Consider the following 25,895-nt stretch of genomic DNA (forward strand, 5'->3'; position numbering starts at 1 on the left):
GGGCAGACGCAGTTCGTGGCCACCGGTGTCTCGGTGGCTGACAACATGATCAAGCGCAACCCTGCGCTGGGCGCCGAATACAAGTTGCTGCTCAAGGACAGCCCGAACTACATCGGCGTGGCCAAGGGCGAGGACGCACTGCGCACCAAGGTCAACGAGATCGTGCTGGCCGCCAAAAAGGCCGGCGAGCTCGACGCGCTGGCCAAGAAGTGGCTCGGTCGTCCCGCCGGCACGCTGCCGGAATAAGCCCCGACCCACGCGCAACGCCCCACGCTGAACGACCATGGGCATCGAACTCGACTTCATGGCGGTGCTCTCGCAGTGGCCGCTGCTGCTCAAGGGCATCGCCTGGACGGTCGGTCTGACCGCCGTGTCGGCGGTGCTGGGCGTCGCACTCGGCGTGGCCTGCGCCTGGGCCCGCACCGAAGGCCCGGCGGCGCTGGGCTGGCTGGCAGCGGCCTATGTGGAGCTGATCCGCAACACGCCTTTCATCGTGCAGCTGTTCTTCGTGTTCTTCGGCCTGCCGGCGGCGGGTGTAAAGCTCACGCCCGAACTGGCCTCGGTGATCGCCATGGTGATCAACCTGGGCGCCTACGCCGCCGAGATCGTGCGCGCTGGCGTGGAGGCCACGCCGCGCGGTCAGTTCGAAGCGGCGGCCAGCCTGGCGCTGTCGCGCGCACAGACCTTTGTGTACGTGGTGCTGCCGCCCGCGCTGCGCAAGGTCTGGCCCGCGCTCACCAGCCAGATCATCATCGTGATGCTGGGCTCGGCCGTGTGCGGGCAGATCGCCACCGAAGAGTTGAGCTTCGCCGCCAACCTGATCCAGAGCCGCAACTTCCGCGCTTTTGAAGCCTTCATCGTCGCCACCGCGCTCTACCTGGTGTTGTCGATGGCGGTGCGCAGCCTGTTGAACTGGCTTGGCCCGCGCTATTTGTTCGGAGGGCGCCGTGGTTGATTTCACCCTCTGGGACATCGTGCGCAACCTGCTGCTGGCTGCGCGCTGGACGGTGGTGCTGTCGTTGATTGCCTTCATCGGCGGCGGCGTCGTGGGCCTGCTGTTGCTGGTGGCGCGCACCGCGCGCTGGCCGGGGGCGATCGGCTTCGTCAAAGGCTATGTGCAACTGTTTCAGGGCACGCCGCTGCTGATGCAGTTGTTCCTGGCCTACTTCGGTCTGGCGCTGTTCGGCTTCGACACCTCGGCCTGGGTGGCAGCATCCCTCGCGCTCACGCTCTACACCAGCGCCTTTCTCGTCGAGATCTGGCGCGGCTGTGTGGAGGCCGTGCCCAAGGGTCAATGGGAAGCCGCACAAAGCCTGGCGCTGAACTTTGGCGAGCAGCTGCGCTACGTGATCCTGCCGCAGGCGCGTCGCATGGCCATCGCGCCCACGGTGGGCTTTCTGGTGCAGGTCATCAAGGGCACGGCGCTGGCCTCGGTGATCGGCTTCGTCGAGCTGACCAAGGCCGGCACCATGATCACCAACGCCACCTTCGCCCCCTTCCTCGTCTACAGCTGCGTGGCGCTGATGTACTTCGCGCTGTGCTTCCCCGTGAGCTGGACCGCCCGCTCGCTCGAAAGGAAACTCCATGGCCGCCGTTGAATCGCCGTCCGCCGCCAGCGCCACCACCGGCCAGGCTATCGTCCAGATCGCGGGTCTGCGCAAGTCCTATGGCACCAACGAAGTGCTCAAGGGCATCGACCTGAACGTGCAGCGCGGCGAGGTCGTGGCCATCATCGGCAAGAGCGGCTCGGGCAAGAGCACGCTGCTGCGTTGCATCAACGGGCTGGAGACGTTCCAGGCCGGCACGCTGACGGTGGACGGCCAGCCACTGCGCCACAACGACCCGGCCGCGATGCGCGAGCTGCGCCAGCACGTGGGCATGATCTTCCAGAGCTTCAACCTCTTTCCGCACCTGAGCGTGGGCCGCAACGTGATGCTCGCGCCCTCGCTGGTGAAGAAGGCGGCCGAGGCCGAGAACATCGCGCGTGCCCGGCAGTTGCTGGAGCGGGTGGGCCTGGGCGACAAGTTCGACGCCTTCCCCGACCAGCTCTCCGGTGGTCAGCAGCAACGCGTGGCCATTGCGCGCGCCCTGGCCATGCAGCCCAGCGTGCTGCTGTGCGACGAGATCACCTCGGCGCTCGACCCCGAGCTGGTGGGCGAGGTGCTGCAGGTGGTGGAGTCGCTGGCCAACGAAGGCATGACGCTGCTGATGGTCACGCACGAAATGAACTTCGCGCGCAAGGTGAGCGACCGCGTGATCTTCATGCACCAGGGACGTGTGCACGAGATCGGCCCACCGGCCCAGCTGTTCGGCAACCCAACCACACCGGAGCTGCAGCAGTTCCTGTCGTCGATGCACTGACGACGCAAGGGCGGTCAGCGAGGGTCAGGCCAGGTCGCGCAGCCAGATCCAGATCACGCCCAGCGACAGCAGCGTCACCGGCACGCCGATGCGCGCGTGCCGCTTCCAGTCGATGACCACGCCTTGCCGGCGCGCCAGGTCGGCGACGATGAGGTTGGCGATCGAGCCCACCAGCAGCAGGTTGCCGGCGAAGGTGGTGATCAGCGCCAGCAGCACGCCGGCCTGCGGTTGCCCCTGCAGGTGCGGCAACAGCAGCATCACCGCTGGCACGTTCGACACCAGGTTGGACAAGGTCACGCCAACCACCAGCAAGGCGCCCGGCTGGCTCAGGTGCACGCCCCGCGCCTGCAGCCACGCCACCGCCTCGGCGGCCAGGCCGGTCTGCTCGAAGGCATGGTTCACCACGAACAGCCCGATGAACAGGATCAGCAAGGGCCAGTCCACCAGCTTCATGAACTCGGCCGAGGCCAGGCGGCGGCTGAGCAGCAGCAGTGCCGCGCCCACCAGCGCCATGACCTCGTGCGGCCCATCCTGGGTGAGGAACAGCACCAGCAGCGCCCCCGCCACAACCAGGCCCTTGACGGTCTGCCACGCATCAAACGGGGGCTCGTCGTCGGCACCGTTCGAAGGCAAGGGCTCGTGCTCGGTGCGCGGCTGACACACCAGCCACACCCACAACACCACCAGGCTCAAGGTCACCGGCAACACGGCGTGGCGTGCGTAGTCGGCGAAGTCGAGCCGCAGAACCGAGCCGATGAGCATGTTCTGCGGATTGCCGATGAGCGTGGCGGCCGAGCCGATGTTGGCCGCGCAGGCCAGGCCGACGAGGAAGGGCAAAGGGTCGGCACCCCGACGCAGGCACAGGCGGGCCACCACCGGCGCCATGGCCAGGCAGACCACATCGTTGGAGAACACCGCCGACAGCACCGCCGCCATGCCCACCACCAGCGCGAGCAGCAAGGCATCCGACACCGGCAAGTCACCGATGCGCCGCGTCGCGGCCTCGTAGAAGCCCCCCAGGCGCATCTGGGCCGAGATCACCATGAAGGCGAAGAGCAACAGGATGGTCGGCAGGTCCACCGCCTCGGCGGCCTCGACCACGCCCATGCCCGAGACCGCGATGACCGCGATGGCGCCAAGCAAGGCCACGCCCGAGCGGTCCAGCCGCAAGCGGGGCAGACCGCCCAGGAACATGCCCAGGTAGACCACGCCGAAGATCACGACGACAGCCCAGTCGGCCATGGCGACGAACAGAGGATCGGGGTGCATGGACCGCGCATCGTAGCGGCGCGCAGCAAAAAGCCGCCCGAGGGCGGCTTGGTGGCAGGCGTGTGCCGAACAGCGGCGCGCCTCAGGGCTGCAGACCGAGCTCTGCGTCGTGAAACACCTGTGCGCCTTCGACCACATGGCGCGCCTGCACGGGCGCCAGACGCTGAAGCATCGACTCGGCGACCTGTCGGGTGGCGTAGGTGGACAAGAGAAAGAACACGCGCATCCAGCGGCTGTGGGTCAGGATGCTGTACTCCACGGCGGCGAAGTAGTCGCGGACGACCGACTTGACGTCATCGTCGGTCAGGGCGTCGTCCTGAGAGATCCTGGCCAGGCGCGCACGCGCTTGCATCAGGGCATGGTCGAAGTCCTCGTTCTTGCGGCGCGACAGCACCACTTCGAGGATGTCGTCGACACCCACGTCAGGCATCGCCGCCAGCAACTCGTTCACACGGCCATAGCAGTGGCGAAACACCTGACTCTCTTCGGCCAGTTGCTGCCTGGCCACCAGAAGAATCAGTCGATCGCGGACTTCGTAGAGCCGGAAACGGGCCCGCATGCGGGCCGAGCGCAGGAACAGGTGATAGAAGACAAACGCGGCAACCAGGAACACCAGGACATGCAGCGCCAGCAACTGAATCATCGGTGACTCCTCCGTTGGGACGATTTCCTGAGTTTCAGCACCTGCCGCTCGAGTTCCGCCTTGGCCTTGCAGCAGCGCTCCACCTCATCGGTCAGGATCCCTTGGCGGTGGGCGCAATGCCGCACCATCAGTGCCAGCACCCCCGCCATGGTCGTGAATGTAATCGCCCACAGCGTGGGCGGCGACAGGTCAGGGCCAACAATCACGCCCCAGAGCCACTCCATGCCCGGTCCGATGGTGCATATGGCCAGCAGCGAGGCGAACACCTGACGCAAGAAACCCACCATCCGCGACCCGACCTCTGAAATTTGAGAGGCCAGGATGGTAACAAATGAATTCTTTTGAATTCATTTCGAGGCGATCCATCGCCTCGATTCGATACCAAAGTCGAAAGGTGGTCAGCTTTGCAGCGCCGCCCACATCTCCTGGTCGCGCTCGGCGGTCCAGACGCGCGGGTTCTTGATGCCCTTGGCCTCGTCGTAGGCGCGGCTGACGTCGAACGGCAGGCAGTGTTCGTAGATGAACACGTGGCCGAACACCGGGTCCATGCTCTTGCGCGTATGGGCCATGGCGGCCTTGAGGTCCATGCCCGCAGCGGCGGCTTCCTTGCCGGCCTGGAACAGCGTGGTCACCCAGCGCTGGGTGTAGTCCAGCGCCTTGTTGACGTCGGCGTTGCCCTTCATGGCTTCGCCGCGGCCGGGCACGATGGCCTCGGCCTTGAGAGCGCGCAGTGCCTCGAGCGTGGCGGGCCATTCCTCGAGCTGGGCGTCGCCGGTGTAGACGCCGGCCTCGTACTCGACCAGGTCACCGCTGAAGAGCACCTTTTCGTCTTCGACCCAGGCGATGGTGTCGCCGCGGGTGTGGCCCTGGCCCGGGTGCCAGATCTCGACCTTGACGCCGCCCAGGTCGACGGTGAGCGAGCCTTGGCGGCCGGGCTTGCCGTCGCCGATGACCATGGTGGGCCAGGTCAGGCCGGGCACGGTGTCGGCGCCGCGGAACAGGCGCGGAAAGCGCTCCATCTCGCTCTTCATGTCGGCTGCGCCACGCTCGACGATCAGCTCATAGGTGCCGCGGCTGGCGATGACTTCGGTCGCGCCTTCGGCCACGTAGGCGCTGGCGCCCAGCACGCGCACCGCGTGGTAGTGGGTCAGCAACACATATTTGATGGGCTTGTCGCTGACCTGGCGGATGCGCTGGATCAGGTCCTGTGCCATGGCCGGCGTGGCCGTGGCATCGCTGACCATGATGAACTTCTCGCCGATGATCACACCCGAATTGGGGTCGCCTTCGGCGGTATAGGCCCAGCAGTGGGGGCTGAGTTGCTCGAAGGTGATCTGCTTGTCCTGCAGGTCGGCCTGGGAGGCGAAGGCTTTGCTCATGGGACGGTCTCCGTGGGAAAGCGTGGATTTTACTTAAACGAAATCCGTTTCACATCCGTAAATCAATGCCCCGACACTGCCGAGGGTCTCGGGCCGGCAAATCCCCCTTCGATCACGGCCACCACCTCCTCGGCAAAACCGCTGTAGCTCATGGGTCCGCCGGGTCGCAGCCAGGTGAAGGTCCAGTTGATCATGCCGAACAGCATCATGGCCAGGGCCGCCTGGTTGGACGCGGTGACCCGCTCGGGGTAGGCGCGGCGGATGAAGCGCGTGAAAGCGGCCACCACGTCGCGCTGGCGGTCGAGGATGAGTTCTTTCTGCACCTCGCCCAGGAACTTGGTGTCCGACACCAGCGCGACGTGGCGTGTGGCGCTGGTCTCGTACTCGGTCAGAAACGCGCGCACCAGTTCGTTGAGCGCTTCGCGTTCGCTGAGGTTCTTGCGCTGGGCACGGCCTTCTGCCTCACCGATGAGCGCCAGCAGGCGCTGGGTGTAGCGGTCCAGCAGGTCGAACAGGATCGCTTCCTTGCTCTCGTAGTAGTGGTACAGACGGGCCTTGCTGGTGCCGCAGGCCTGGGCGATGTCGTTCATGCTGGCCGCCGGAAAGCTCTGGCGCGCGAAACAATGGGCCGCGACGTCGAGGATCTGGTCGCGTTTGAGGTCGTGGGTGGCGGACTTGGGACGGGCCATTGGCGGATTCTGCCCGCACCCGCAGAATCGCCGCATGCCCACCCCTGCCGACCCCTTTGTCGAACACGTTCGCGAACTCCTGTCCAGCCTGGGCCCGGTGGCGGCGCAGCGCATGTTCGGGGGCTGGGGCCTGTCGGTGGACGGCATGAACGTGGGGATCATTGCCTGGGACACGCTGTTCCTCAAGACCAACGCCGAGACCGAACCCCAGTGGCTGGCGGCCGGCGCGCGCGCCTTTGTCTATGAGGCCAAGGGCAAGCCGATGAGCCTGCACTACCACACGCCCCCCGAGGAGGCGATGGAATCGCCCGCGCTGATGGCGCCCTGGGCGCGGCTGGCGCTTCAGGCGGCGTTGGCGGCGCGCGCGCCCAAGCCGAAAGCCAGACCCGGCGCCAAAACCAAGGCGCCGACCAGGGTCAAGGCGCCGCGTGCCAGCCGCTGACACCCCACGGCGCCGCGCTCAGGGCTGGTTCGACTCGAAGCGCGAGAGCACCCGGCCACGGCCGGCCACCAGAAACTCGCCATAGCCCAGCACGCCGCGCAGCAGTCGCGCGAACGCGACCACCACTTGACCAAGGGCCCTGCCCAGTTCGCGCGTGGGCGTGGCCACCTCGCGCGCAAAGCGCTGGGATTTCTCGACCGCCTGGGCGCTGAGGCACCAGTCGAAGCGCAGCGCGTCGCCATTGACCCAGGGTTCCATGACGACGTGGCTGCCCGCAGGCACCTGCAGGCTCTCGCCGGTCTGCAGGACGATGTCGCCCAGGCCGCCAGGGACCTGAGGCAGGTTGAGGGTGACCCAGGCGCGGCCGTTGAGGATGCAGAGTTCGCTGTCCTCGACGGGGTACAGGCTGATGGCGCGATGGGCTCCGACGAGGTGCCCGCGGCGCTGCTGGGTTGATGCGGATCCGGAAAGGGTGTTCATGCTGGACCTTCCTTGCGTAAACGTGTTGGAGCGGTATGAATGGTCGGCTTTGCGGGCTTCGCCGTCCAATGAAACACCGCTAAGCTATTGATTCGCCCAACGCATCAATGCCGCCATGTCCCTGACGCCCCGACACCCCCGAACCCGGCCCATAGGCATGGGTCATCTGCGCGCCTTCGAGGCCGTGGCCCGTCACCTGAACTTTCGCGCCGCGGCCGAAGAACTCTCCCTCACGCAAAGCGCGGTGAGCCGGCAGATCCAGTCGCTCGAAGACGAGGTTGGCGCCTCGCTGTTTCTGCGGCACACACGATCGGTCGACCTCACCAGCGCCGGGGCCATGCTGTTGCGCTCGGCGGCCAGCGCGCTCGAACGCGTGGACGGCACCGTGCGCCAGATCCGCCAGAGCGCAGGACGCAAGAGCGTGGCCATCACGACCTGGGCGTCGTTCGCGTCGATGTGGTTGATTCCGCGGCTGGAGGCCTTCCAGCGCAACCACCCGGACATCGACATCCGCATCGATGCCACCGACGTCGCGGTCGACCTGTCCACCGCCGACGTGGACATGGCGCTGCGCTACGCTGCGCCGCAAACCGTTGCGCCCGGCGCCATCCGGTTGTTTGGCGAAAAGCTCACGCCGGTGGCCAGCCCCTGGCTGCTGCAAAGCCACCCGATCCACCGCATCGAAGACCTGGCCGGCTGCGCCCTCATCGAGGCCGGCGATGCGCACCGCACCCGCCACCTCGAATGGCTGAGCTGGCAGCGCTGGCTGGAGCACTTTGCCGGCCCGGAACCGGCCCCGCGGGGGCGCAAGGCCGGCGCCAAACCGCGGTTGAACCCGCAGCGCTGGCTGTACTTCAACTACGCGCAGCAGATCGTGCAGGCGGCCATCATCGGCCAGGGCGTGGCCTTGGCACGCCTGCCGCTGGTGGCCGAGAACCTGGCCAGCGGCGCGCTGGTCGAGCCCTTGCCCCAGGCGCGCATGGATTCGCCGCTGGTGTACTGGCTGGTGATGGCCCCGCGAAGCGACCACCGCCCGGAGGTCAAGGCCTTCGCCGACTGGTTGCTGCAGCAGGCTGCTGCCACGCGCGAAGCCATTGGCGACGTGCCCGACCCGGACACGGTGGATCAGATCGATTGATGGCCAGTGGCGCCAGCGGGTTACTGGCGAGCGGGCACACTCGCGCGCCTTGCCCAACCGACCCGCCGCCATGAACGCCCTGCGCCACAACAGCAACCTGCGAAGCATCGTGTCCATGCTGATCGCGGTGGGCTGCTTTGCGCTCATGGACGCGGTGCTCAAAACCTTGTCGGGACGCTACCCGGCGCTGCAGGTGGCCGCCCTGCGGGGCGCCACCGCGCTGCCGCTGGTGCTGCTCTACATCGCCTGGCGGGGCACATGGCACACCGTGCTCAAGGTGCGCTGGCCCATCCACGTGTTGCGCGGACTGCTCGGCATCGTGATGTTGACGCTGTTCACGATGGGCGTGCGCTCGCTGCCGCTGTCGGCGGCCTACACCCTGTTCTTCATTGCACCGCTGCTGATCACCGCGCTCTCGGTTCCCGTGCTCAAGGAGCGCGTGCCGGCGGCCCACTGGTGGGCCATCGGCGTCGGTTTCATCGGTGTACTGATCGCCTTGCGGCCCAGCGGCGCCGACCTGCAGGCGGGTCTGGTCACCACCGGCGGCCTGGCGGTGCTGGGTGCTGCCCTGTGCTACGCCGTGGGCGCGGTCAGCGGCCGCCTGGCCAGCCGCACCGACTCCAGCGAATCGCTCATCCTGACCGCCATGGCCTTTGTCGCCGTGGGCGCCGGTGCCCTGGCGCTGCCCAACTGGGTGCCGCTGGCGCGCGCCGATGCGCCGCTGTTGCTGGCGCTGGCCATCACCGGCTTTGCCGGACAGGTGGCCATCACCGACGCGTTCCGCCATGGCCAGGCGTCGGTGGTGGCCGCCTTCGAGTACAGCGCGCTGGCCTGGGGTGTGGGCCTGGACTGGCTGCTCTGGCAGACCCTGCCCGCCTCGCACACCTGGCTGGGCGCGGCCATCGTGATCGGCAGCGGGCTCTACCTCATCCGCCACGAACGCCGCATCGCCGAGGTGCACGCCTCGGCTGAGCACCCTTGAGATTGCAGCCGGTCAGCTGAAGCGCTCGCGCGTCCAGGCATCGATCAGGCCGATCGCCTGCGCCATGGCCTCGGGTTGCCCCTGGAAGTAGTGGTTGGCCGGCGCGATCACGTGCATCTGTCGATCGGCGCTGGCCGCAGCCGCATGCAACAGGCCCACATCGGGCTGGGGTACGGCGTCGTCCGAGCCGTGCTCGATGGCCAGCAGCGGCACCGTGACGCGGCGCGCCGAGACCTCACCGTCCGCACGCGAATGGTCGATCGACCACTGCGACAGCCAGGATCGCAAGGTGGAAAAACGCGCCATGCCGACCGGCCCGCTGTTGACCGTCTCGGGCACCCCCAGATAACACCGCCCGATCGGCCGGCCATTGGGGTCGATGCTGCCGTCCAGAAAGCGCGGGTCGGCCAGGGTGCGGTGCGTGACGAAGCCGCGCTCGACCTCGGCGCCGCCGCGCTGGCGCAGGGTGTGCAGGGTCTGCTGCACTTGCGCGGTGATGCGGCGCACCCGCGCCAGTTGCGCGGCCCGGTACTCGGCCAGCCAGTCGGCCGGGTACGGCGCCCGCACCGGCAACTGCGGCGAATACAGGTCGAAGCGGGGATCGCGGCGATCCGGGTCGGCCTCGTCGAGCACCGACGGGTCAATCCAGTCAAGCAGGCAGCGCGCGCGCGAACGGTGGGCCGCCTCGATCACGATGCCATCGACGGGCGGCAGGCCGGCGCTGCGCAGATCGAGCGGGTCACCTGCCGGCGTGGCCGTGATGTCGGGTTGCTCGGCCTGCGCCTGGTAGGTCAGCGAGAGCGAGCCACCGCCCGACCAGCCCAGCAGCACCACGCGCCGAAACCCCAGCACTTCACGCGCATGGCGCACGGTGGCGCCCAGGTCGAGCAACACCTTTTCCAGGATCAGCGCGGTGTCGTTCTTGGCGTAGCGGCTGCCCATGCACAGCACCGGCCAGCCCGCGGCCGCCAGCGCGCCCGGCAGCGGCAGCAGCTGCAGCGTGGAGCTCGGGTGCATCAGCACGAACACCACGTCGCGCGGCGACCCCGGTGCGTCGATCAACAGGCCTTCGATGTTGATCGCACCCTGGCTGCCGGAAAAGCCGTAGGTCTCGGTGAAGGCGGATGTTTCGCGGTAGCTGATGTGCACCCACTGGCGCGGTGGCATCGCGCTCATCGCACGGGCCAGGCCACACCGGTGTCGACAAGGATGGCGTCCAGTGGCACGTCGTGCGGTTCGGGTCGCATCTCGGACAGGAAGGCGAAGTCGTAGCCCAGACCCACGGTGAACGGCCGCGGACTCAACGTGGCCAGCGTGCGGTCGTAGAAGCCGCCGCCGTAACCCAGTCGGTAGCCGCCGGGCCCGTAACCCACGCAAGGCACGAAGATCAGCGTGGGTTGCACGACCTCGGTGTCCTTGGGCTTGGGAATGCCATAGGCGTCCTCTTCCATCGGGCAGCCCGGGTACCAGGTGTAGAAGGTCAGCGTCTTGTCGATCTTGTTGACCACCGGCAGGCCGATGCGCCGGTTGCGCGCCGCACTTTGTGCGTCTTCTTCGAGGCCGGCTTCCTGCCACCGAAACAACGCCGGCAGCGGATCGAACTCGCCCTTGATGGGCCAATAGGCGCCGATCACCGTGTCGGGCCGGTTGACCAGCCACACGCGCATCACACGTTGCAACATGTCGTTGCGCCACAGGCGATCCGGCATGGCCTGGCGCTTGTCGACCATTGCCTTGCGCCACTTCGCCTTGGTCTCGCCCGGGGTGCCACCGGCCGTCTGTCCGTCGCGATTGAGGGAACTCTCACCCGGCTTGCTGTCCATAATCGTCGTGGTCTTTTCGCGCTCGTGGATTCAGGGATTTCGCATGCATTTGCCGTTGACCGTTCGCCGTTGCTGGCGCACGACCCGCCGGGCCATTATGGCGGCGCTGTTGGTACCCACCGTGGCATGGTCGCAAACGGCCGCGGACAAGGCCTTGCTGGACATGCGCGAGGCCTATCGCAAGAACCAGGTCGGCGAGCTGGCCCGCCTGCTGCCCGCCACGCGCGGCCACCTGCTGGAACCCCTGGCGCGCTACTGGGACATGCGCGCCCGGCTCGACACAGCGTCGCCTGCCGACGTGCGCGCCACGCTCGACGCGATGGCCGGAACCTACTGGGAGGACCGCCTGCGCAACGACTGGTTGCTGCAACTGGGCAAGCAGCGCGACTGGGCGCGCTTTGCCACCGAGCGCCCCCTGTTCCGCATGAACGACGACCGCCAGGTCACTTGCTACACCGTCATGCTTGACGCCGCCGCCTCGCGCCTGCCCGGCGAAGTGGCGGCCGAGCGCGTGCGCGAACTCTGGCTGGCACAACGCGACCAGGAAGACGGCTGCGCCACCGCCGCCCAGGCCTTGCTGGCCAGCGGCCACCTCAAGCCGACGGTGGCCTGGCAACGCGCCCGCCTGATGATGGAAGCGAACAAGCCGCGCGCGGCCAGCCAGGCGGTGTCGCTGCTCGATCCCGAATGGGGGGCCATGGTCGAGACCATCGCCGCCAATCCGGCGAAGTACCTCGACAACAAGATCACCGCCTTGCGTCCCCGCACCAAGGAGCTGGTGACCCTCGCGCTGGTGCGCCTGGCCGCACAGGACCCCGCCGCAGCCGCCGACGCTGCCGATGACCTGCGCTGGCGCGCTCAATTGACCGACGAGGAGCGCAGCTGGGTCTGGGGCGCGATCGGCCGCCGCGCGGCGCAGCGCCTGCAAGACGATGCGCTGACGTTCTTTGCCCGGGGCGAGCCGCACCAGATGACCGACGACCAGTTGGCCTGGATGGCGCGCGCCGCGTTGCGCGCCGGGCGTTGGGAGTCGGTGCGCGATGCCATCTACGCCATGAGCCCGGCGCTGCGCAGTGAGACGGCGTGGGTCTACTGGCGCGCCAGGGCGATTGAGAACCTGCGCGAACCCGACGCCGCGGTGTCACGCGCGCAGGCCCGCACCCTCTACGAGTCCATTGCTTCACCGCGCGACTTTCACGGCATGCTGGCACTCGAAGCCCTGGGCCTGCCGATCACCGCGTCCGAGCCGCCGCCCGCGCTCACCGACGCCGAGCGCCAGGCCGCCAGCGGTGATGCCGGCCTGCAGCGCGCACTGGCCGCGATCCGCCTGGGCCTGCGCAGCGAGGGCAGCCGCGAATGGACGTACCAGGTGGCGCTGCATTCCAGCGGTGGACTGGGCGACCGCGAACTGCTGGCCGCCGCCGATCTGGCCTGCCGCGAGCAGGTGTGGGACCGCTGCATCAACACCAGCGTGCGCACCCGCGACGTGGTCGACATGGCGCAGCGCTTCCCCATGCCGTACCGCGAGCAGGTGGTGCCGCGCGCGCGCGAGATCGGGCTCGACCCGGCCTACGTGTACGGCCTGATCCGCCAGGAAAGCCGCTTCGTCACCGATGCCCGTTCAGGCGTGGGCGCCTCGGGGTTGATGCAGGTGATGCCGGCCACCGCGCGCTGGACCGCGCGCAAGATCGGCTTGAGCGATTTCCGCGCGCAGCAGATTACCGAGCGCGACGTCAACATCCAGATTGGCACCGCCTACCTCAAGCTGGCGCTCGACGACTTCGAAGGCTCGCTGCCCATGGCCGCTGCGGCTTACAACGCCGGCCCCAGCCGTGTGCGCCAGTGGCGCAACGGGCCGGTGCTGGCCGGCGAGGTCTGGGCCGAGAACATTCCCTTTGAAGAAACCCGCGACTACGTGCAGCGCGTCTTGAGCAATACCACGCTGTATGCCGCCGTTCTGACCGGTCAACCGCAATCGCTGCGCGCACGCCTGGGCCAGGTGGGCCCCCGCAGCCCCGACTCGGCCGCCGTCAACACCGAACTGCCCTGAGCGCCAGGGCCGAGGAGACCGCGATGCGCAAGGTATTGGTCCTGGGTGGCACCGGCTTCGTCGGGCGCCATGTCTGCGAGAAGCTTCACCGCGATGGCTGGGAGGTGACGGTACCCACCCGCCGCGCGGTCAATGCCGCCGCGGTACAGCACCTGCCGCGGGTGCATGTGGTCACCGCCGATGTGCACGACACCGACCACTTGCTGCCGCTGATGCAAGACCACGACGCGGTGGTCAACCTGGTCGCGGTGTTGCACGGCGATGAACAGCGTTTCGAACGCGTGCACGTGGAGCTGCCGCTGACCGTTGCCGAAGCCTGCGTGTCTGCGGGCATTCGACGCCTGGTGCACGTGAGCGCCCTGGGCATTTCGACGGATGGCCCATCGCGCTACCAGCGCAGCAAGGCGCAGGGCGAGGACGTGCTGCGCGGCAGCGGCCTGGACCTGACCCTGCTGCGGCCGAGCGTCATGTTTGGACACGGTGATCGCTTCCTCAACCTGTTTGCCGCGTTGCAGGCGCGTGCACCGTTCGTGCCGTTGGCCGCCGCCGATGCGCAGATGCAGCCCGTGTGGGTCGAGGACGTGGCGCAGGCGGTGGCGCGCTGCCTGGGTGGCAACGGGGTGGCGCGTGGCAGCGTCGGACAGACCATCGAATGCGCCGGTCCGGAGGTCTTCACGCTGCGCGAGCTGGTGCAGGTGGCCGGCCAGCACGGTGGGCAGGCCCGCCCGGTGTGGCCATTGCCCCGCGCGCTTGGGCGGTGGCAGGCGGCGCTGATGGAGGCGCTGCCGGGCGAGCCGGTGCTCAGCCGCGACAACCTGGACGCGCTGTCGGTCCCCAACGTGGCCAGCGGGTCGCACCCGGGTCTGGCAGCGCTCGGCATTCGTCCGACCAGCCTGCATGCGGTGGCACCCACCTACCTGGGTCGCCGAAATTCGCGCTCAAAGCTACTGCATTTGCGGGAGCAGGCTGGACGTTAGTCGGATCAACCGTCGCGAACAGATCACCAAAACTGTACGGGAGTGGTGTTATCTGTCATGCTCGCGCCGCTCACAAAATGAGTACCTTTCACTGATAGGCGCATCATGAATCCGCAACAGCCCCCCTCCTCTGCCTCCACCGCTCTCCAGGACCCGCTCATCCCCCGCTCGGACACCCAACGCGACGTCGTCAACCGCCTCAAACGCATCGAGGGTCAGGTTCGCGGCCTGATCGAGATGGTGCAATCCGAGCGCTCCTGCGAAGAGGTGGCGCAGCAAATGGCGGCCGCTCGCAAGGCGATGGACAAGGCCTTCTACCGGATGATGGCCTGCACGATGATGGACGCCATGGCCGACATCGCTGTGGAGAGTCCGGTGATGCGCGGCGTCGAGCGGTCCACGCGCATCCTCGAAAAGTACGCCTGATCGTCGCGAAAGGGGATTGATGCGCTGCGCGCATCCATCAGTGCGCCAATGCGCATCGACTGCAGGGTGGTGGCCACCTACCATCGGCGAGCTCAACGGAGTTCACCATGTCCCTGCAACTGATCATCGGCAACAAGAACTATTCGTCCTGGTCCATGCGCCCCTGGGTGCTCATGCGCCAGGCCGGCATTCAATTTGAAGAAGTCCAGATCCGCTTCGATTCCTTCGACGCGGATTCCGAGTTCAAGCGGCGCGTCACCGCCATCAACCCCGTGGGCAAGGTGCCCGCCCTGATCGACAACGGCCTGGCCATCTGGGACTCATTGGCCATTGCCGAATACCTGGCCGAGCGCTTCCCCGACAAGCACCTGTGGCCGGCCGACCCCCGCCAGCGTGCGCGCGCCCGCAGCATCTGCGCCGAAATGCACAGCGGGTTCAGCGCGCTGCGCAATCACTGCCCCATGAACATCGAAGCGTCGCTGCCCGAGGTGGGCCAGCTGTTATGGCGCGACCAGGCAGGCCTTCGTGCCGACATGGCGCGCCTGATCGCCATGTGGACCGAACTGCTGGCGGATCAACCCGCCGATGGTCTGTTGTTCGGCGACTTCACCATTGCCGACGCCTTCTTTGCCCCCGTTTGCTCCCGCATTCGTACCTACGCCCTGCCCGTGCCACCGCGCCTGGACGCATACGTCGATCGCGTGCTGGCGCTGCCCGGCGTCCAGGCCTGGACCCAGGACGCGCTGGCCGAGCACGACTTCATCGCCTTCGACGAACCCTACCGGCTCGGGCCCGACCCGGCCTGAAGCACGCGGCAGTGCCTACACTGCCGCTCCATGCAGATCTATCTGGTGGGTGGTGCGGTGCGGGACGCGCTGCTGTCGCGCTTATTCGGCTGGCCGGCGCCGGCGCGGGCCGACCGCGACTGGGTGGTGGTCGGCGCATCGCCCGAAGCCATGGCCAAGGCCGGCTTCGAACCGGTGGGGCGCGACTTTCCAGTGTTTCTGCACCCGGGCACGCGCGAGGAATATGCCCTGGCCCGCACCGAGCGCAAGACCGCGCCGGGCTATCGCGGCTTCGCTTTTCACACCGCGCCCGATGTCACGCTGGAGCAGGACCTGGCCCGGCGCGACCTCACCATCAACGCCATGGCGGTGGCCGCCGCTGAGGCCGATCACCCCGCCGACGCCGCACTGATCGACCCCTGGGGCGGCCTCGAAGATCTCCGCCAGCGCGTGCTGCGCCATGTCACGCCAGCCTTCGCCGAAGACCCGGTGCGCATCCTGCGCGTGGCCCGCTTCGCCGCACGCTGGCCCGACTTTCAGATCGCGCCGGACACGCTCGACCTGATGCGCGACATGGTGGCGCACGGCGAAGCCGATCACCTGGTGCCCGAGCGCGTCTGGCAGGAAGTCGCCCGCGGTCTGTGCGAAGCCCGACCGAGCCAGCTCGTGCGGGTGCTGGCCGACTGCGGCCTGCTCGCGCGGCTGGACTTGCGCACGCTTGAGCAACATGCCTTTACCCCGGCGCTGGCGGCCACGCCTCTGTTCGCGCGCGCCGGCTTGACCGAGCGTTGGTGCTGGCTGGTTGCGGGCGAGAGCGACCCCGGGCGCCTGCGCACTTTGTGCGAGCGCTGGCGGGTGCCCACCGCCGAGCGCGACCTGGCACTGCTGGTCCAACGAGAACGCCACGCGCTGCGCACGGCCGATGTCGGTGACGTCGACGGCCTGATGGCGCTGTTCGAGCGTTGCGACGCCTGGCGCAAGCCGCAGCGCCTGCGCCAGGCGCTCGACGTGATCGATGGCGAGGCCTTGCAGACCGGCCCCGAACAGACCACCCGTGTGCATGCATCGACACAAGGCCTGCGCCAGGCCCTGGACCGACTGCAGTCCCTGGATACCGCGGCCATCACGCGCGCGGCCCTGGCCGAGGGCGCACAAGGCCCGGCGGTGGGCGAGCACTTGCGTCAGGCACGGCGCGCGCACCTGCTGAGCCGCGACTGAGCCCGCGGTCAGGCAAGCTCCTGTCAAGCCGGCGCCGTTTGTCGTAGCGCAGCACTGCGATAAGGCCGCGGTGCTTGGCCGTCTTGGCCGGAGCAGGTTAGGGTAGCGGGCTGATGACCAATCTGCCCCCCCTCAGGGCCGGGCATTCCGCACTCTTTCTGGATTTCGACGGCACGCTGGCCGACCTGGCCAGCCGCCCTGACGCGGTGCGGGTGCCGCCGGATCTGCCCGACCTGCTCGACGCCTGGCACCAACGCCTGGGCGGGGCGCTGGCCATCGTGACGGGCCGCGCCCGCGACGACCTCACCCAATGGCTTCCGACCCACCGATGGCCTGGCGCCTTTGAGCACGGGGCCGTGCGTGTGGGTGCCGATGGCATCGAACGCACGCAAGCCGGCATCGACCTCTCGCCCGTCGCGGCCGCGGCACAGGCCTTCGCTGCCCGCCACGCAGGCCTGCTGGTCGAGATCAAGAAGACCTCGCTGGCGCTGCACTACCGGCTCAACCCCGCGCTGGGCACGGCGTGCGTGGACATGCTGGCGCGTGCCATTGACGAGCAACCCGGCCTGCGGCTGATGCACGGCAAGGCGGTGGTCGAGGTCAAGGCTGCCGACGCGGGCAAGGGCAAGGCCATCGAGGCCTTCATGAACGAATCGCCGTTTCTCGGCCGTCAGCCCTGGTTTGCGGGCGACGACGTCACCGACGAAGACGGCTTCGACGTGGTGGCTTCGCTCGGCGGGGCCAGCATCAAGGTGGGCGACGGACCGACACGCGCCCACCACCGCTGTACCGGACCCACGGCATTGCGGACCTGGTTGCGCCGCGCACTGGAGAGCGACACATGACGCCATCGAACGGCTTTGCGCCACCCGCCACACCCTCGCTGCACATGGGCGTGGTGGGCAACTGCGCCATCAGCGCACTCATCGACCAGCGCGCGCGCGTGGTCTGGTGCTGCCTGCCGCGCTACGACGCCGACCCGGTGTTCTGCGCCTTGCTGGGCGGCGACGGTGCCAGCGACGGCAGCTGGGCCATCGAGATCGAGGACTTCGCTTCGTCCACCCAACGCTACGAACCCAACACCGCGGTGCTCATCACCGAGCTGTGGGACAGCCATGGTCAGGGCCTGCAGGTGACCGACTTCGCCCCCCGCTTCCCCAGCCGGGGCCGCTTCTTCCGACCCATGCAACTGGTGCGGCGCGTGAAACCCATCAAGGGCACGCCGCGCATCCGCGTGTGCCTTTCACCGCGCTTCGAGTGGGGTGCGCAGACACCACGCATCACCTCGGGCAGCAACCACGTGCGCTACGTCGGCGACCACCTCACGCTGCGCCTGCACACCGACGCCCCCATCAGCCACGTATTGGCGGCCGAGCCCTTCCTGCTCACGCGCGAGCACAACTTCATCCTCGGCCCCGACGAAACCCTGCAAAGCGGCATCGGCGACACGGCACGCCAGTTCGAGCAGGACACCCTGGCCTACTGGCGCACCTGGACGCAGCGCCTGGCCGTGCCCCTGGAGTGGCAGGACGCGGTCATCCGCGCCGCCATCACGCTCAAGCTCTCGCTTTTCGAAGACACCGGCGCCATCGTCGCCGCCATGACCACCAGCATCCCCGAAGCGCCCAACAGCGAGCGCAACTGGGACTACCGCTACTGCTGGCTGCGCGACGCCTTCTTTGTGGTGCGCGCACTCAACAGCCTGGCCGAGGTCGGCACCATGGAGGACTACCTGCGCTGGCTGGCCAACGTGGTGGTGGGCAGCGCGCGCGACGGCACCGGGCATGTGCAACCGCTGCTGGGCATCGGCCTTGAGCGTGAATTGCCCGAACGCATCGTGACCAGCTTGCCGGGCTACCGTGGCATGGGCCCGGTGCGGGTCGGCAACCAGGCGCATGAGCACTTCCAGCACGACGTCTACGGCAACATCGTGCTGGCCGCGGCCCAGGCCTTTCACGATCAGCGTCTGATTCACCGCCCTGGCGTCGACGAGTTCGAGCGGCTCGAAGCGATCGGCGAACACGCCGTGCGCGTGTTCGACCAGCCCGACGCCGGCATGTGGGAGCTGCGCACCCGCGCGCGCATCCACACCTCGTCAGCGCTCATGAGCTGGGCCGCCTGCGATCGCCTGGCCAAGATCGCCCACCGCCTGGGCCTGGACGAGCGCGCCAATGTGTGGCGCTCGCGTGCCGACGGCATGCGCGAGCGCATCCTGCGCGAATCGTGGTGCGAAGAGCGCCAGTCCTTCGCCGAGAGCTTCGGTGGCCGCGACCTGGACGCCAGCGTGCTGCTGATGGCCGAGGTCGGCATGATCGAGCCAATGGACCCGCGCTTCGTGTCCACGGTGCACGCGCTGGAAACCCACCTCTGCGACGGCCCCTTCATGCGCCGCTACGAGGCCCCCGACGACTTCGGCAAGCCCGAGGTCGCTTTCAACATCTGCACTTTCTGGCGCATCGACGCCCTCGCCCGCACCGGGCGACTGACCGAGGCGCGCGCCATCTTCGAAGCCATGCTTGCTGCTCGCAACCCCCTCGGCCTGTTCTCCGAGGACACCCACGCCACCACCGGCGAGATGTGGGGCAACTTCCCGCAAACCTATTCGATGGTCGGCCTGATCAACGCCGCGGTGCGACTGTCGGCCTCGTGGGACGAAGTCGTATGAGCCGGCTGGTCGTCGTCTCCAACCGCATCGCCGACCCGCGCAAGACCGCCGCCGGCGGCCTGGCCGTGGCCCTGGGTCAGGCGCTCGAAGCCAGCGGCGGCCTGTGGTTCGGCTGGAGCGGACAGATCGCCGAGAACGGCACGCCCGGCGAAGGCGACATGAACCGCCAGCAGGCCGGCAAAGTGCAGCTCGTGACCGTGGACCTCAGCCGCGAAGACCACGACAGCTACTACCTCAACTACAGCAACGGGGTGTTGTGGCCGGTGTTCCACTATCGGCTCGACCTGGCCGATTTCGACAGCGGCGGCGTGGCCGGCTACCGGCGCGTGAACCAGATGTTCGCGCACAAGCTCAAGAGCCTGCTCAAGCCCGACGACATCATCTGGGTGCACGACTACCACCTGATCCCGCTGGCGGCCGAGCTGCGCGCGGCGGGGTGTCAGCAGCGCATCGGCTTCTTCCTGCACATCCCGTTGCCACCACCCCTGATCCTGGCCGCCCTGCCCGAGCACGACTGGCTGATGCGCTCCCTCTTCGCGTACGACCTCGTGGGCTTTCAGAGCGAGACCGACGTGGCGCACTTCGCGCGCTATGCCGCCACCGAGATGCAGGCCAAGCCGGTGGGCGAGCACGGCTGGCAGGCCTTTGGCAGCACCGTCCAGGCCCGCGCCTTCCCCATCGGCATCGACGTCGACGAGTTCCAGTCCATGCTCAAGGGCAAGGAAGCCGTCGACATGCAGGCCCAGCTCAAGCGCGAATACGTGCGCCGGCGCCTGCTGGTGGGCGTGGAGCGGCTCGACTACTCCAAAGGTCTGCCGCAGCGGCTCAAGGCGTTTCGTCAACTGCTGCGCAACTACCCCGAGAACCACGGCAGCGCCACGCTGATCCAGATCGCCTCGCCCAGCCGCGAGTCGGTCGATGCCTACGCTGCCTTGCGCGCCGAACTGGACAGCCTGTCGGGCGCCATCAACAGTGAGCACGGCGAGATGGACTGGATGCCGGTGCGCTACATCCACCGCAACGTGGCGCGCAAGCGCCTGCCCGGGTTGTTTCGCGCGGCCTCCGTGGCCCTGGTCACGCCGCTGCGCGACGGCATGAACCTGGTCGCCAAGGAATACGTGGCCTCACAGAACCCGGACGATCCGGGCGTGCTGGTGCTGTCGCGCTTTGCCGGCGCCGCCGAGCAAATGCCCGAAGCCCTGCTGGTCAACCCCTTCGACACCGCTCGCACCGCCGAGACCATTCAGCGCGCCCTGCAGATGCCCTTGCCCGAGCGCCAGCAACGCCACCAGGCCCTGCTGGCGCGTATTCGCACGCACGACGTGCATTGGTGGCGCGAGGCCTTCCTCGCCGCCCTCAAGCAGACACCGGAGGACACTGCATGAATGAAAACCTGTTGAACATGATCACCACCTGGTGGGCCGAGCTGGGCTCGGCCGCCACCACGGCCATGCGCATCGCGGTCATCCTGGTGGCGGCCTGGGTGCTGATCGGCGTGCTGCAGCGCGCCATCCGCAGCATGCGCGTGCGCATTGCCAACCGCCTCGATGACCGCGAGGCATCCAAGCGCGCCGAGACGCTGGGCCGGGTCTTTCGCTATCTGGTGGCGGTGGTGGTGAGCCTGATCGCGGGCATGCTGGTGCTGGGTGAGCTGGGTGTGTCGGTCGCGCCCATCCTGGGCGCTGCCGGTGTGGTCGGTCTGGCGGTCGGCTTCGGCGCACAAAGCCTGGTCAAGGACTACTTCACCGGCTTCTTCATCCTGCTGGAAAACCAGATCCGCCAGGGCGACGTGGTGCAACTCAGCGAGCACACCGGTCTGGTGGAGGAAGTGACGCTGCGCTACGTGCAATTGCGCGACTACGACGGCAACGTGCACTACGTGCCCAATGGCTACATCACCACCGTGGTCAACATGTCGCGCGGCTTCAGCCAGGCGGTGATGGACATCGGCGTTGCCTACCGCGAAGACGTCGAAGCGGTCATGGACGTGATGCACCGGGTGGGCCGCGAACTGCGCAACGACGAGACCTTCGCGCCCCGCATCCTCGACGAGCTGGAAATGGCCGGCGTCAACGAATGGGGCGATTCGGCGGTGGTCATCCGTTGCCGCTTCCGCACCCAGCCGCTGGAGCAATGGGGCGTGCGGCGCGAATACCTCAAGCGCCTGAAGGCCGCGTTCGACGCCGAGGGCATCGAGATTCCGTTCCCGCACATGACCGTCTACGCCGGGCAGGACCGCACCGGCAAGGCGCCCGCCTTCCCGTTCGAGCAAGTCGTGCAGCACTAGGACCTGGTATTGCCCGAGCGGGGCATTCGACTTTGTGGTGATCGGCACCGCCTGCATGGCCGGCGATGCCACCATCCGCCCTCCCACCGACGGAGGTCGCCATGCCCGCGTCCAACCCGCTGAACCGCCCGCTCGCCGACGGCATCGCGCGACTGGGATTTCGCAAGTGGTACGAGCGCGAGCTGCTTTCCAGCCACGCGCACATGCTGCTGGCGGTCCTGGCCGTCATCGCCATGCTCGCCAGCGCCGAGGCCATGCGTGGCGCGCCGCTGCACGAGCGGCTGCTCGACGTGCTCATGGCCATCGCTTCGGGCGGTATCGGGTACTGGGCGCTGCGCCGCTACATGTATCTGCTGATGCACGCCGAAGAAATGGCCAACCAGGCCAGTTGCGCGGCCTGCCAGAGCTACGGGCAGCTCAGACTCGCCGACGCATTCAATGTGAAGGGCGCCGATGCCCCGCGCTATGTGCCAGTGTGCTGCAAACGCTACGGCCACGCCTGGGACATGCGAGACGACTGACGCCAGCCCGCTCAGGCTTCAGCCAAAGACCGAATCGCTCTCGGCGTGCGCGGCGCCCACGAACACCCGCAACACCGGGCCGTTGCCATCCATTTCCCACAGCCGCCCCTGGATGGTGAACTGGCGCCCGCCCACGCGGAACACGTCGCCCGAGACGGGCGCCACGTTGTGGCCACGCCAGTAGTCGGGCACCGTCACGTTCATGCGCTTGAGCCAGGACTGATCCTCGTGGGTGAAGACCAGCGCGACGCGCAGGGAGCTGCTGAACATGGGGCCTCCGGCAAAGGACTGGGGGTTACAAGAGGCTCGCAGCGTAGCGCAAGGCCGTCATCAATCCAAGCTGTCGAGCAGGCTGGCAACGCCTTGCAAAGCGGGCGACTCGGGCGCGGTGATGACCCACACGGGAATTGGCCGCAGGTAGTCGCCAAAACGACCCTTGGCCTCAAAGCGCTCGCGAAACGGCGAGCCGTCAAACCAGTTGCCCAGGCGCGGCACGATGCCACCACCGATGTACACACCGCCGCGCGCGCCCAGCGTGAGCGCGAGGTTGCCGGCGACCGCGCCCAGCACCCCGCAGAACAGGGCCAGTGCCTCCAGGGCCTGCGGGTGCGCATGGGACAGGGCCGCGTCGCTGACGGCGGCCGCGGTGGTGATGTCGTGCGTCACCCGATCGGCCTCGCACAACAACCCGAAGGTGCCAAGCAGGCCGGACCCGCTGCACACCCGCTCGGCCGACGCATGCCCGTGGCGGCGCACCAGGCCATCGAACACCAGGCGCTCGCGCGGCGTGATGGCGGGCCAGGTCACGTGGCCACCCTCACCCGCCAGCGGCAGCCAGCCGCCACGCCCATCGGGCAGCAGGCCCGACACGCCCAGGCCGGTACCGGCACCAATCAAACCGATGGCCGCCCCTTCGACCGGCGTGCTGCCCCCGACCTGCCGGCGGTGCGCCTCGGGCAGCGTCGGCAAAGCCAGGGCCAGTGCGGTGAAGTCGTTCACCACACAGAGCTGGCGCAGGCCAAGGGCCTCGCGCAGCTCACGTTGCGAAAAGGACCAGTCGTGGTTGGTCATGTGGACCGCATCGTCCACCACGGGGTTGGCGATCGCGATCGCGGCCATCGCCACCCGCTGCGGCGCCAGGCTGTCGACGTAGTGGCGCAGCGCGTCGAGCAGGCTCGGAAACCGGGTCACCGGCCAGACCACCACCGACGCCAGCGGACCGCCCGCTGCACACTGATAGGCAAACCGCGCATGGGTGCCGCCGATGTCGGCCAGCAAACGGCCGCCATGGGAATGCGTCGTCGTCATGGCGCCGCATGATAAGCGGGTACTGCGGCCCGTCGGGCGCGGCAATCCGAAGGAACCGGGATGGGGCAAGTGCCACCCATGACGGCCCCAGCCCTCCGGTTTCACATGGCCATCTCTCGCAAGCCCGACACCAAACTCGCTGCCCCCATCTCGGTCAAGGATCGCCAGCTGGCGGCCTACCAGCTGGATCAGCTCCAGGCCCGGCACGCCCTGGGCACCCATGCGAACGGCCTGCTGAAGTTCAAAGACGGGGTGCTCTACAGCAAACCCGGCTCGGCCGACGACGTCGCGACCCGCTTCGGCAACCGGCCGGCGGCAGAACGCCAGCGCGACAAGACCGATGCGGCGCGCCAACGTCTGTGCGAAGCGATCGACCACGACTTTGGGGCAGGAACAGCCGCGCGCATTGGCCTTGATGCCGAGGATCGGGTTCTGCGCGGCAGCGACCTGTCGCAGGCCTTGTGCGAAGGCGCCGCAGCGCAAGCGCTGTACCACTTCGCCGTCTACTCCGATGACGACACAGAAAACATGCGCCGGACGATCCAGGGCATGTTGCCGGCGATGAGAGAACGGCTTCAGACGGAGGGCGCGCTCGCCATTCACGGGACCTACTCGGCCGACCAATGGAAGTGGGCCGCCAAGCAAGTGGTCCGGGACAAATTCCCCGCGGCGACCGACAACTTCGATTTGGCCCGCAAACAAGTGGCGTCCAACCAGATACTTTCAGGGGCTCCCCCACATCACCAGGAAAACGTTGCGCGGACCATCAAGCGCAACATGCTCGCGCTCACGGGCAACGCCGGCATCATGATCCCAGCGCCACAGGCTGCCGCCGAGGTGACCGATTGCTATGTCACCGTTGCCAAAGCGCTGACCAACCTGGGGGCTTTTCCCACGACAAACGCCGATACCGACGCCCTGTCCCGCGGTCAGAAGGCCGTGGAGGAGCTGTTGCCCACCCTGATTGACCGCAGTCTTGTCGGACCGCACCCAAGACCATCGCGCGCAGACGCTGCCAGCACGTTGGCGTTCGCGTTCGTCCTTCGCCAGCACATCGATCACTTGCCTGCCCCGCAGCTTGCCCACCTGCCGGATGACATCGATACCGCCATCGGCGAATGGATGGGCACGCTGGCGCAGCATCCCGACTTCGCCAGATACGACCGTGAGGCGCTGGACCTGATCAAGCAATGCCTCACCAGGGGCGAGCAACCCACCATCGCCAACCTGCTACAGCAGCGCCGCCTGGCGCAGTTGAACGACCCCACCATTTCCGCGGCGCAACGTCAGTCGGTGCTGACCGCCGCCACAACGAGCGCGATCGACGACCCGACCGGCTCGAACCCGTCGTTCCAGCCACGCTTCGATGCACTGTTGATCACGCTGAAATCGCCCCTGGAACAACCACGGCGCCAAGGCCGGCTGGACTCCGTTCTGGGTCCGTGGGTCACCCAGCTCCGCGCGGTGCTGCAGCCCTCGACGCCCACGGCCCCGGGCCTGCCGCTCGACGATGACGCCGCCACAGACGCCTGCCTGCAAGCCTTCGAGACTCTGCTTGCGAACCCGGCTTTCAGCCTGACGCCGGACATGAAGGCCGTGATGCAGGGCATCGACAGCAGCCAGCGACCGCCGAACGTGAAGGAAGCGCTGAAACAGCAATGGCTGTTCGACACACTGGCGACGCAGATCCTGCTTCCTGCGGTGCAGCGCCAGGGTCAGGCCGTCGACCCCATGCTGGGCATTCAGCGCGACGCTGGCGCCGAACGCATCGCCCGCCTTCTGACGGATCTGTTCAACCCCGACAACCTCGACCCACGCGTGCAACGCACCCGCAACGCCTGGCGCGCATTCGCAGAGAACGCAGCGGGCGCCGTTTGACCGTTTGATTGAGTGAGGCGGTTGGCCAGCCGCCGCCGGCTCAAGCCCGACGCTGCGAGCGCGCCCAGCGCACGATGTCGGCCGCGCCCATGGCGCCCGGCTGGCGCGCCACCTCGCGCCCGCCCACGAACAGCGCCAGCGTAGGAATGCTGCGGATGTTCAAGGACGCGGCGAGCTGCTGGGCTTCTTCGGTGTTGACCTTCACCAACCGGAAGTTGGGCTCCAACTCGCGCGCGGCCGCCTCGAACTGCGGCGCCATCATGCGGCAGGGGCCGCACCAGGGCGCCCAGAAGTCCACCAGCACCGGCAGATCGGACTTGGCGATCGTCCTGGCAAAACCCGCTTGGTCCAGCGCCACCGGCTTCCCCACGAACAGCGGCTGGTGACAGCGCCCGCAATCGGGGTCGCTGGCCAGCGCATCCGCGGCCAGGCGGTTGGTGGTGCCGCAATGCGGACACAGGGTGTGCAGTGGGGTGGTGGTGGCGCTCATGTGTATTCAGGTGGGCCCGGATGTCGCCAACTCAAGAGCGCGGCATCCGTTGCGGGACAGGCGGCATCGGCGGAACCCAAGACC

The 25,895-nt window shown here is 67.8% G+C and carries 29 protein-coding genes; 18 read left to right on the forward strand and 11 right to left on the reverse strand.

Going from position 1 to position 25,895, the window contains the following annotated elements; genetic code table 11:
• The 4 genes from KF871_RS14560 to KF871_RS14575 form a co-directional block, all read left to right on the forward strand.
• Nucleotides 1-246, forward strand: a 246-nt coding sequence (locus KF871_RS14560) for a transporter substrate-binding domain-containing protein (protein WP_291143934.1), incomplete at its 5' end; no start/stop codon positions are given.
• Nucleotides 247-283: 37 nt separating this feature from the next.
• On the forward strand, nucleotides 284-955 hold the full coding sequence (locus KF871_RS14565; protein ID WP_291143937.1) for an amino acid ABC transporter permease: 672 nt from the start codon (nucleotides 284-286) through the stop codon (nucleotides 953-955).
• Nucleotides 948-1,598, forward strand: a complete 651-nt coding sequence (locus KF871_RS14570) for an amino acid ABC transporter permease (protein WP_291143940.1) — start codon at nucleotides 948-950, stop codon at nucleotides 1,596-1,598. The genes KF871_RS14565 and KF871_RS14570 overlap by 8 nt, the downstream gene beginning before the upstream one ends.
• Nucleotides 1,585-2,361: an amino acid ABC transporter ATP-binding protein gene (locus KF871_RS14575; RefSeq protein WP_291143943.1), complete on the forward strand. Its 777-nt coding sequence runs from the start codon at nucleotides 1,585-1,587 to the stop codon at nucleotides 2,359-2,361. The genes KF871_RS14570 and KF871_RS14575 overlap by 14 nt, the downstream gene beginning before the upstream one ends.
• A gap of 24 nt (nucleotides 2,362-2,385) precedes the next feature.
• Here KF871_RS14575 and KF871_RS14580 read toward each other — a convergent pair whose 3' ends face one another.
• The 5 genes from KF871_RS14580 to KF871_RS14600 form a co-directional block, all read right to left on the reverse strand.
• Nucleotides 2,386-3,630 (reverse strand): anion transporter, encoded by a 1,245-nt coding sequence (locus tag KF871_RS14580; protein ID WP_291143945.1) that lies wholly within the window; start codon nucleotides 3,628-3,630, stop codon nucleotides 2,386-2,388.
• An 82-nt stretch (nucleotides 3,631-3,712) separates the two neighbouring features.
• On the reverse strand, nucleotides 3,713-4,273 hold the full coding sequence (locus KF871_RS14585) for a hypothetical protein (protein WP_291143948.1): 561 nt from the start codon (nucleotides 4,271-4,273) through the stop codon (nucleotides 3,713-3,715).
• A complete protein-coding gene (locus KF871_RS14590) occupies nucleotides 4,270-4,548 on the reverse strand; it encodes a hypothetical protein (RefSeq protein ID WP_291143951.1) in 279 nt (92 codons plus the stop codon). The genes KF871_RS14585 and KF871_RS14590 overlap by 4 nt, the downstream gene beginning before the upstream one ends.
• Before the next feature lie 123 nt (nucleotides 4,549-4,671).
• On the reverse strand, nucleotides 4,672-5,652 hold the full coding sequence (locus tag KF871_RS14595) for an MBL fold metallo-hydrolase (protein WP_291143953.1): 981 nt from the start codon (nucleotides 5,650-5,652) through the stop codon (nucleotides 4,672-4,674).
• A 62-nt stretch (nucleotides 5,653-5,714) separates the two neighbouring features.
• Entirely contained in the window at nucleotides 5,715-6,341 is a 627-nt protein-coding gene (locus tag KF871_RS14600) for a TetR/AcrR family transcriptional regulator (RefSeq protein WP_291143956.1), read from the reverse strand.
• Nucleotides 6,342-6,375: 34 nt separating this feature from the next.
• On the opposite strand from KF871_RS14600, the gene KF871_RS14605 reads away from it, so the two are divergent.
• Entirely contained in the window at nucleotides 6,376-6,783 is a 408-nt protein-coding gene (locus KF871_RS14605; protein WP_291143958.1) for a TfoX/Sxy family protein, read from the forward strand.
• 18 nt (nucleotides 6,784-6,801) lie between these two features.
• Here KF871_RS14605 and KF871_RS14610 read toward each other — a convergent pair whose 3' ends face one another.
• The gene (locus KF871_RS14610; protein ID WP_291143961.1) at nucleotides 6,802-7,263 is read right to left on the reverse strand and encodes a DUF2917 domain-containing protein; all 462 of its coding nucleotides are present in this window, start codon (nucleotides 7,261-7,263) and stop codon (nucleotides 6,802-6,804) included.
• A gap of 115 nt (nucleotides 7,264-7,378) precedes the next feature.
• Here KF871_RS14610 and KF871_RS14615 point away from each other — a divergent pair, with 115 nt between their 5' ends.
• Nucleotides 7,379-8,401: a LysR substrate-binding domain-containing protein gene (locus tag KF871_RS14615; protein WP_291143964.1), complete on the forward strand. Its 1,023-nt coding sequence runs from the start codon at nucleotides 7,379-7,381 to the stop codon at nucleotides 8,399-8,401.
• 70 nt (nucleotides 8,402-8,471) lie between these two features.
• Nucleotides 8,472-9,383: a DMT family transporter gene (locus tag KF871_RS14620; RefSeq protein ID WP_291143966.1), complete on the forward strand. Its 912-nt coding sequence runs from the start codon at nucleotides 8,472-8,474 to the stop codon at nucleotides 9,381-9,383.
• 12 nt (nucleotides 9,384-9,395) lie between these two features.
• Here KF871_RS14620 and KF871_RS14625 read toward each other — a convergent pair whose 3' ends face one another.
• A complete protein-coding gene (locus KF871_RS14625; protein ID WP_291143969.1) occupies nucleotides 9,396-10,559 on the reverse strand; it encodes an alpha/beta hydrolase in 1,164 nt (387 codons plus the stop codon).
• On the reverse strand, nucleotides 10,556-11,206 hold the full coding sequence (locus KF871_RS14630; RefSeq protein ID WP_291143972.1) for a 5-formyltetrahydrofolate cyclo-ligase: 651 nt from the start codon (nucleotides 11,204-11,206) through the stop codon (nucleotides 10,556-10,558). Before KF871_RS14630 ends, KF871_RS14625 begins: the two co-directional genes overlap by 4 nt.
• A gap of 121 nt (nucleotides 11,207-11,327) precedes the next feature.
• On the opposite strand from KF871_RS14630, the gene KF871_RS14635 reads away from it, so the two are divergent.
• The 10 genes from KF871_RS14635 to KF871_RS14680 all read left to right on the forward strand — a co-directional run bounded on the left by KF871_RS14635 (nucleotide 11,328) and on the right by KF871_RS14680 (nucleotide 22,135).
• Nucleotides 11,328-13,256 (forward strand): lytic transglycosylase domain-containing protein, encoded by a 1,929-nt coding sequence (locus tag KF871_RS14635; RefSeq protein WP_291143975.1) that lies wholly within the window; start codon nucleotides 11,328-11,330, stop codon nucleotides 13,254-13,256.
• Between the two features lie 23 nt (nucleotides 13,257-13,279).
• Complete coding sequence (locus KF871_RS14640; RefSeq protein ID WP_291143978.1) at nucleotides 13,280-14,233, forward strand: complex I NDUFA9 subunit family protein; 954 nt, start codon at nucleotides 13,280-13,282, stop codon at nucleotides 14,231-14,233.
• Between the two features lie 105 nt (nucleotides 14,234-14,338).
• Entirely contained in the window at nucleotides 14,339-14,659 is a 321-nt protein-coding gene (locus KF871_RS14645) for a metal-sensitive transcriptional regulator (RefSeq protein ID WP_291143981.1), read from the forward strand.
• A gap of 107 nt (nucleotides 14,660-14,766) precedes the next feature.
• On the forward strand, nucleotides 14,767-15,465 hold the full coding sequence (locus KF871_RS14650; protein WP_291143984.1) for a glutathione S-transferase family protein: 699 nt from the start codon (nucleotides 14,767-14,769) through the stop codon (nucleotides 15,463-15,465).
• Between the two features lie 30 nt (nucleotides 15,466-15,495).
• On the forward strand, nucleotides 15,496-16,662 hold the full coding sequence (locus KF871_RS14655) for a multifunctional CCA tRNA nucleotidyl transferase/2'3'-cyclic phosphodiesterase/2'nucleotidase/phosphatase (RefSeq protein WP_291143987.1): 1,167 nt from the start codon (nucleotides 15,496-15,498) through the stop codon (nucleotides 16,660-16,662).
• Nucleotides 16,663-16,775: 113 nt separating this feature from the next.
• Nucleotides 16,776-17,507: a trehalose-phosphatase gene (gene otsB / locus KF871_RS14660; protein ID WP_291143990.1), complete on the forward strand. Its 732-nt coding sequence runs from the start codon at nucleotides 16,776-16,778 to the stop codon at nucleotides 17,505-17,507.
• Nucleotides 17,504-19,327 (forward strand): glycoside hydrolase family 15 protein, encoded by a 1,824-nt coding sequence (locus tag KF871_RS14665; protein WP_291143993.1) that lies wholly within the window; start codon nucleotides 17,504-17,506, stop codon nucleotides 19,325-19,327. Before otsB ends, KF871_RS14665 begins: the two co-directional genes overlap by 4 nt.
• Complete coding sequence (gene otsA, locus KF871_RS14670; protein ID WP_291143995.1) at nucleotides 19,324-20,712, forward strand: alpha,alpha-trehalose-phosphate synthase (UDP-forming); 1,389 nt, start codon at nucleotides 19,324-19,326, stop codon at nucleotides 20,710-20,712. Before KF871_RS14665 ends, otsA begins: the two co-directional genes overlap by 4 nt.
• Complete coding sequence (locus tag KF871_RS14675; protein ID WP_291143997.1) at nucleotides 20,709-21,614, forward strand: mechanosensitive ion channel family protein; 906 nt, start codon at nucleotides 20,709-20,711, stop codon at nucleotides 21,612-21,614. Before otsA ends, KF871_RS14675 begins: the two co-directional genes overlap by 4 nt.
• A 101-nt stretch (nucleotides 21,615-21,715) precedes the next feature.
• Nucleotides 21,716-22,135 (forward strand): hypothetical protein, encoded by a 420-nt coding sequence (locus KF871_RS14680; RefSeq protein ID WP_291144000.1) that lies wholly within the window; start codon nucleotides 21,716-21,718, stop codon nucleotides 22,133-22,135.
• Nucleotides 22,136-22,153: 18 nt separating this feature from the next.
• Here KF871_RS14680 and KF871_RS14685 read toward each other — a convergent pair whose 3' ends face one another.
• Both KF871_RS14685 and glk read right to left on the reverse strand, forming a co-directional pair.
• Nucleotides 22,154-22,405, reverse strand: a complete 252-nt coding sequence (locus KF871_RS14685) for a hypothetical protein (protein WP_291144002.1) — start codon at nucleotides 22,403-22,405, stop codon at nucleotides 22,154-22,156.
• A gap of 60 nt (nucleotides 22,406-22,465) precedes the next feature.
• A complete protein-coding gene (gene glk, locus KF871_RS14690; protein WP_291144005.1) occupies nucleotides 22,466-23,443 on the reverse strand; it encodes a glucokinase in 978 nt (325 codons plus the stop codon).
• Nucleotides 23,444-23,521: 78 nt separating this feature from the next.
• On the opposite strand from glk, the gene KF871_RS14695 reads away from it, so the two are divergent.
• A complete protein-coding gene (locus KF871_RS14695; RefSeq protein ID WP_291144008.1) occupies nucleotides 23,522-25,321 on the forward strand; it encodes a hypothetical protein in 1,800 nt (599 codons plus the stop codon).
• A gap of 40 nt (nucleotides 25,322-25,361) precedes the next feature.
• Here the strand turns inward: KF871_RS14695 and trxC are convergent, their stop codons facing one another.
• Complete coding sequence (gene trxC, locus KF871_RS14700) at nucleotides 25,362-25,811, reverse strand: thioredoxin TrxC (RefSeq protein WP_291144011.1); 450 nt, start codon at nucleotides 25,809-25,811, stop codon at nucleotides 25,362-25,364.
• Nucleotides 25,812-25,895 lie beyond the last annotated feature (84 nt).

Source organism: Hydrogenophaga sp., from assembly GCF_019635465.1.
Taxonomy (GTDB): domain Bacteria; phylum Pseudomonadota; class Gammaproteobacteria; order Burkholderiales; family Burkholderiaceae_C; genus Hydrogenophaga.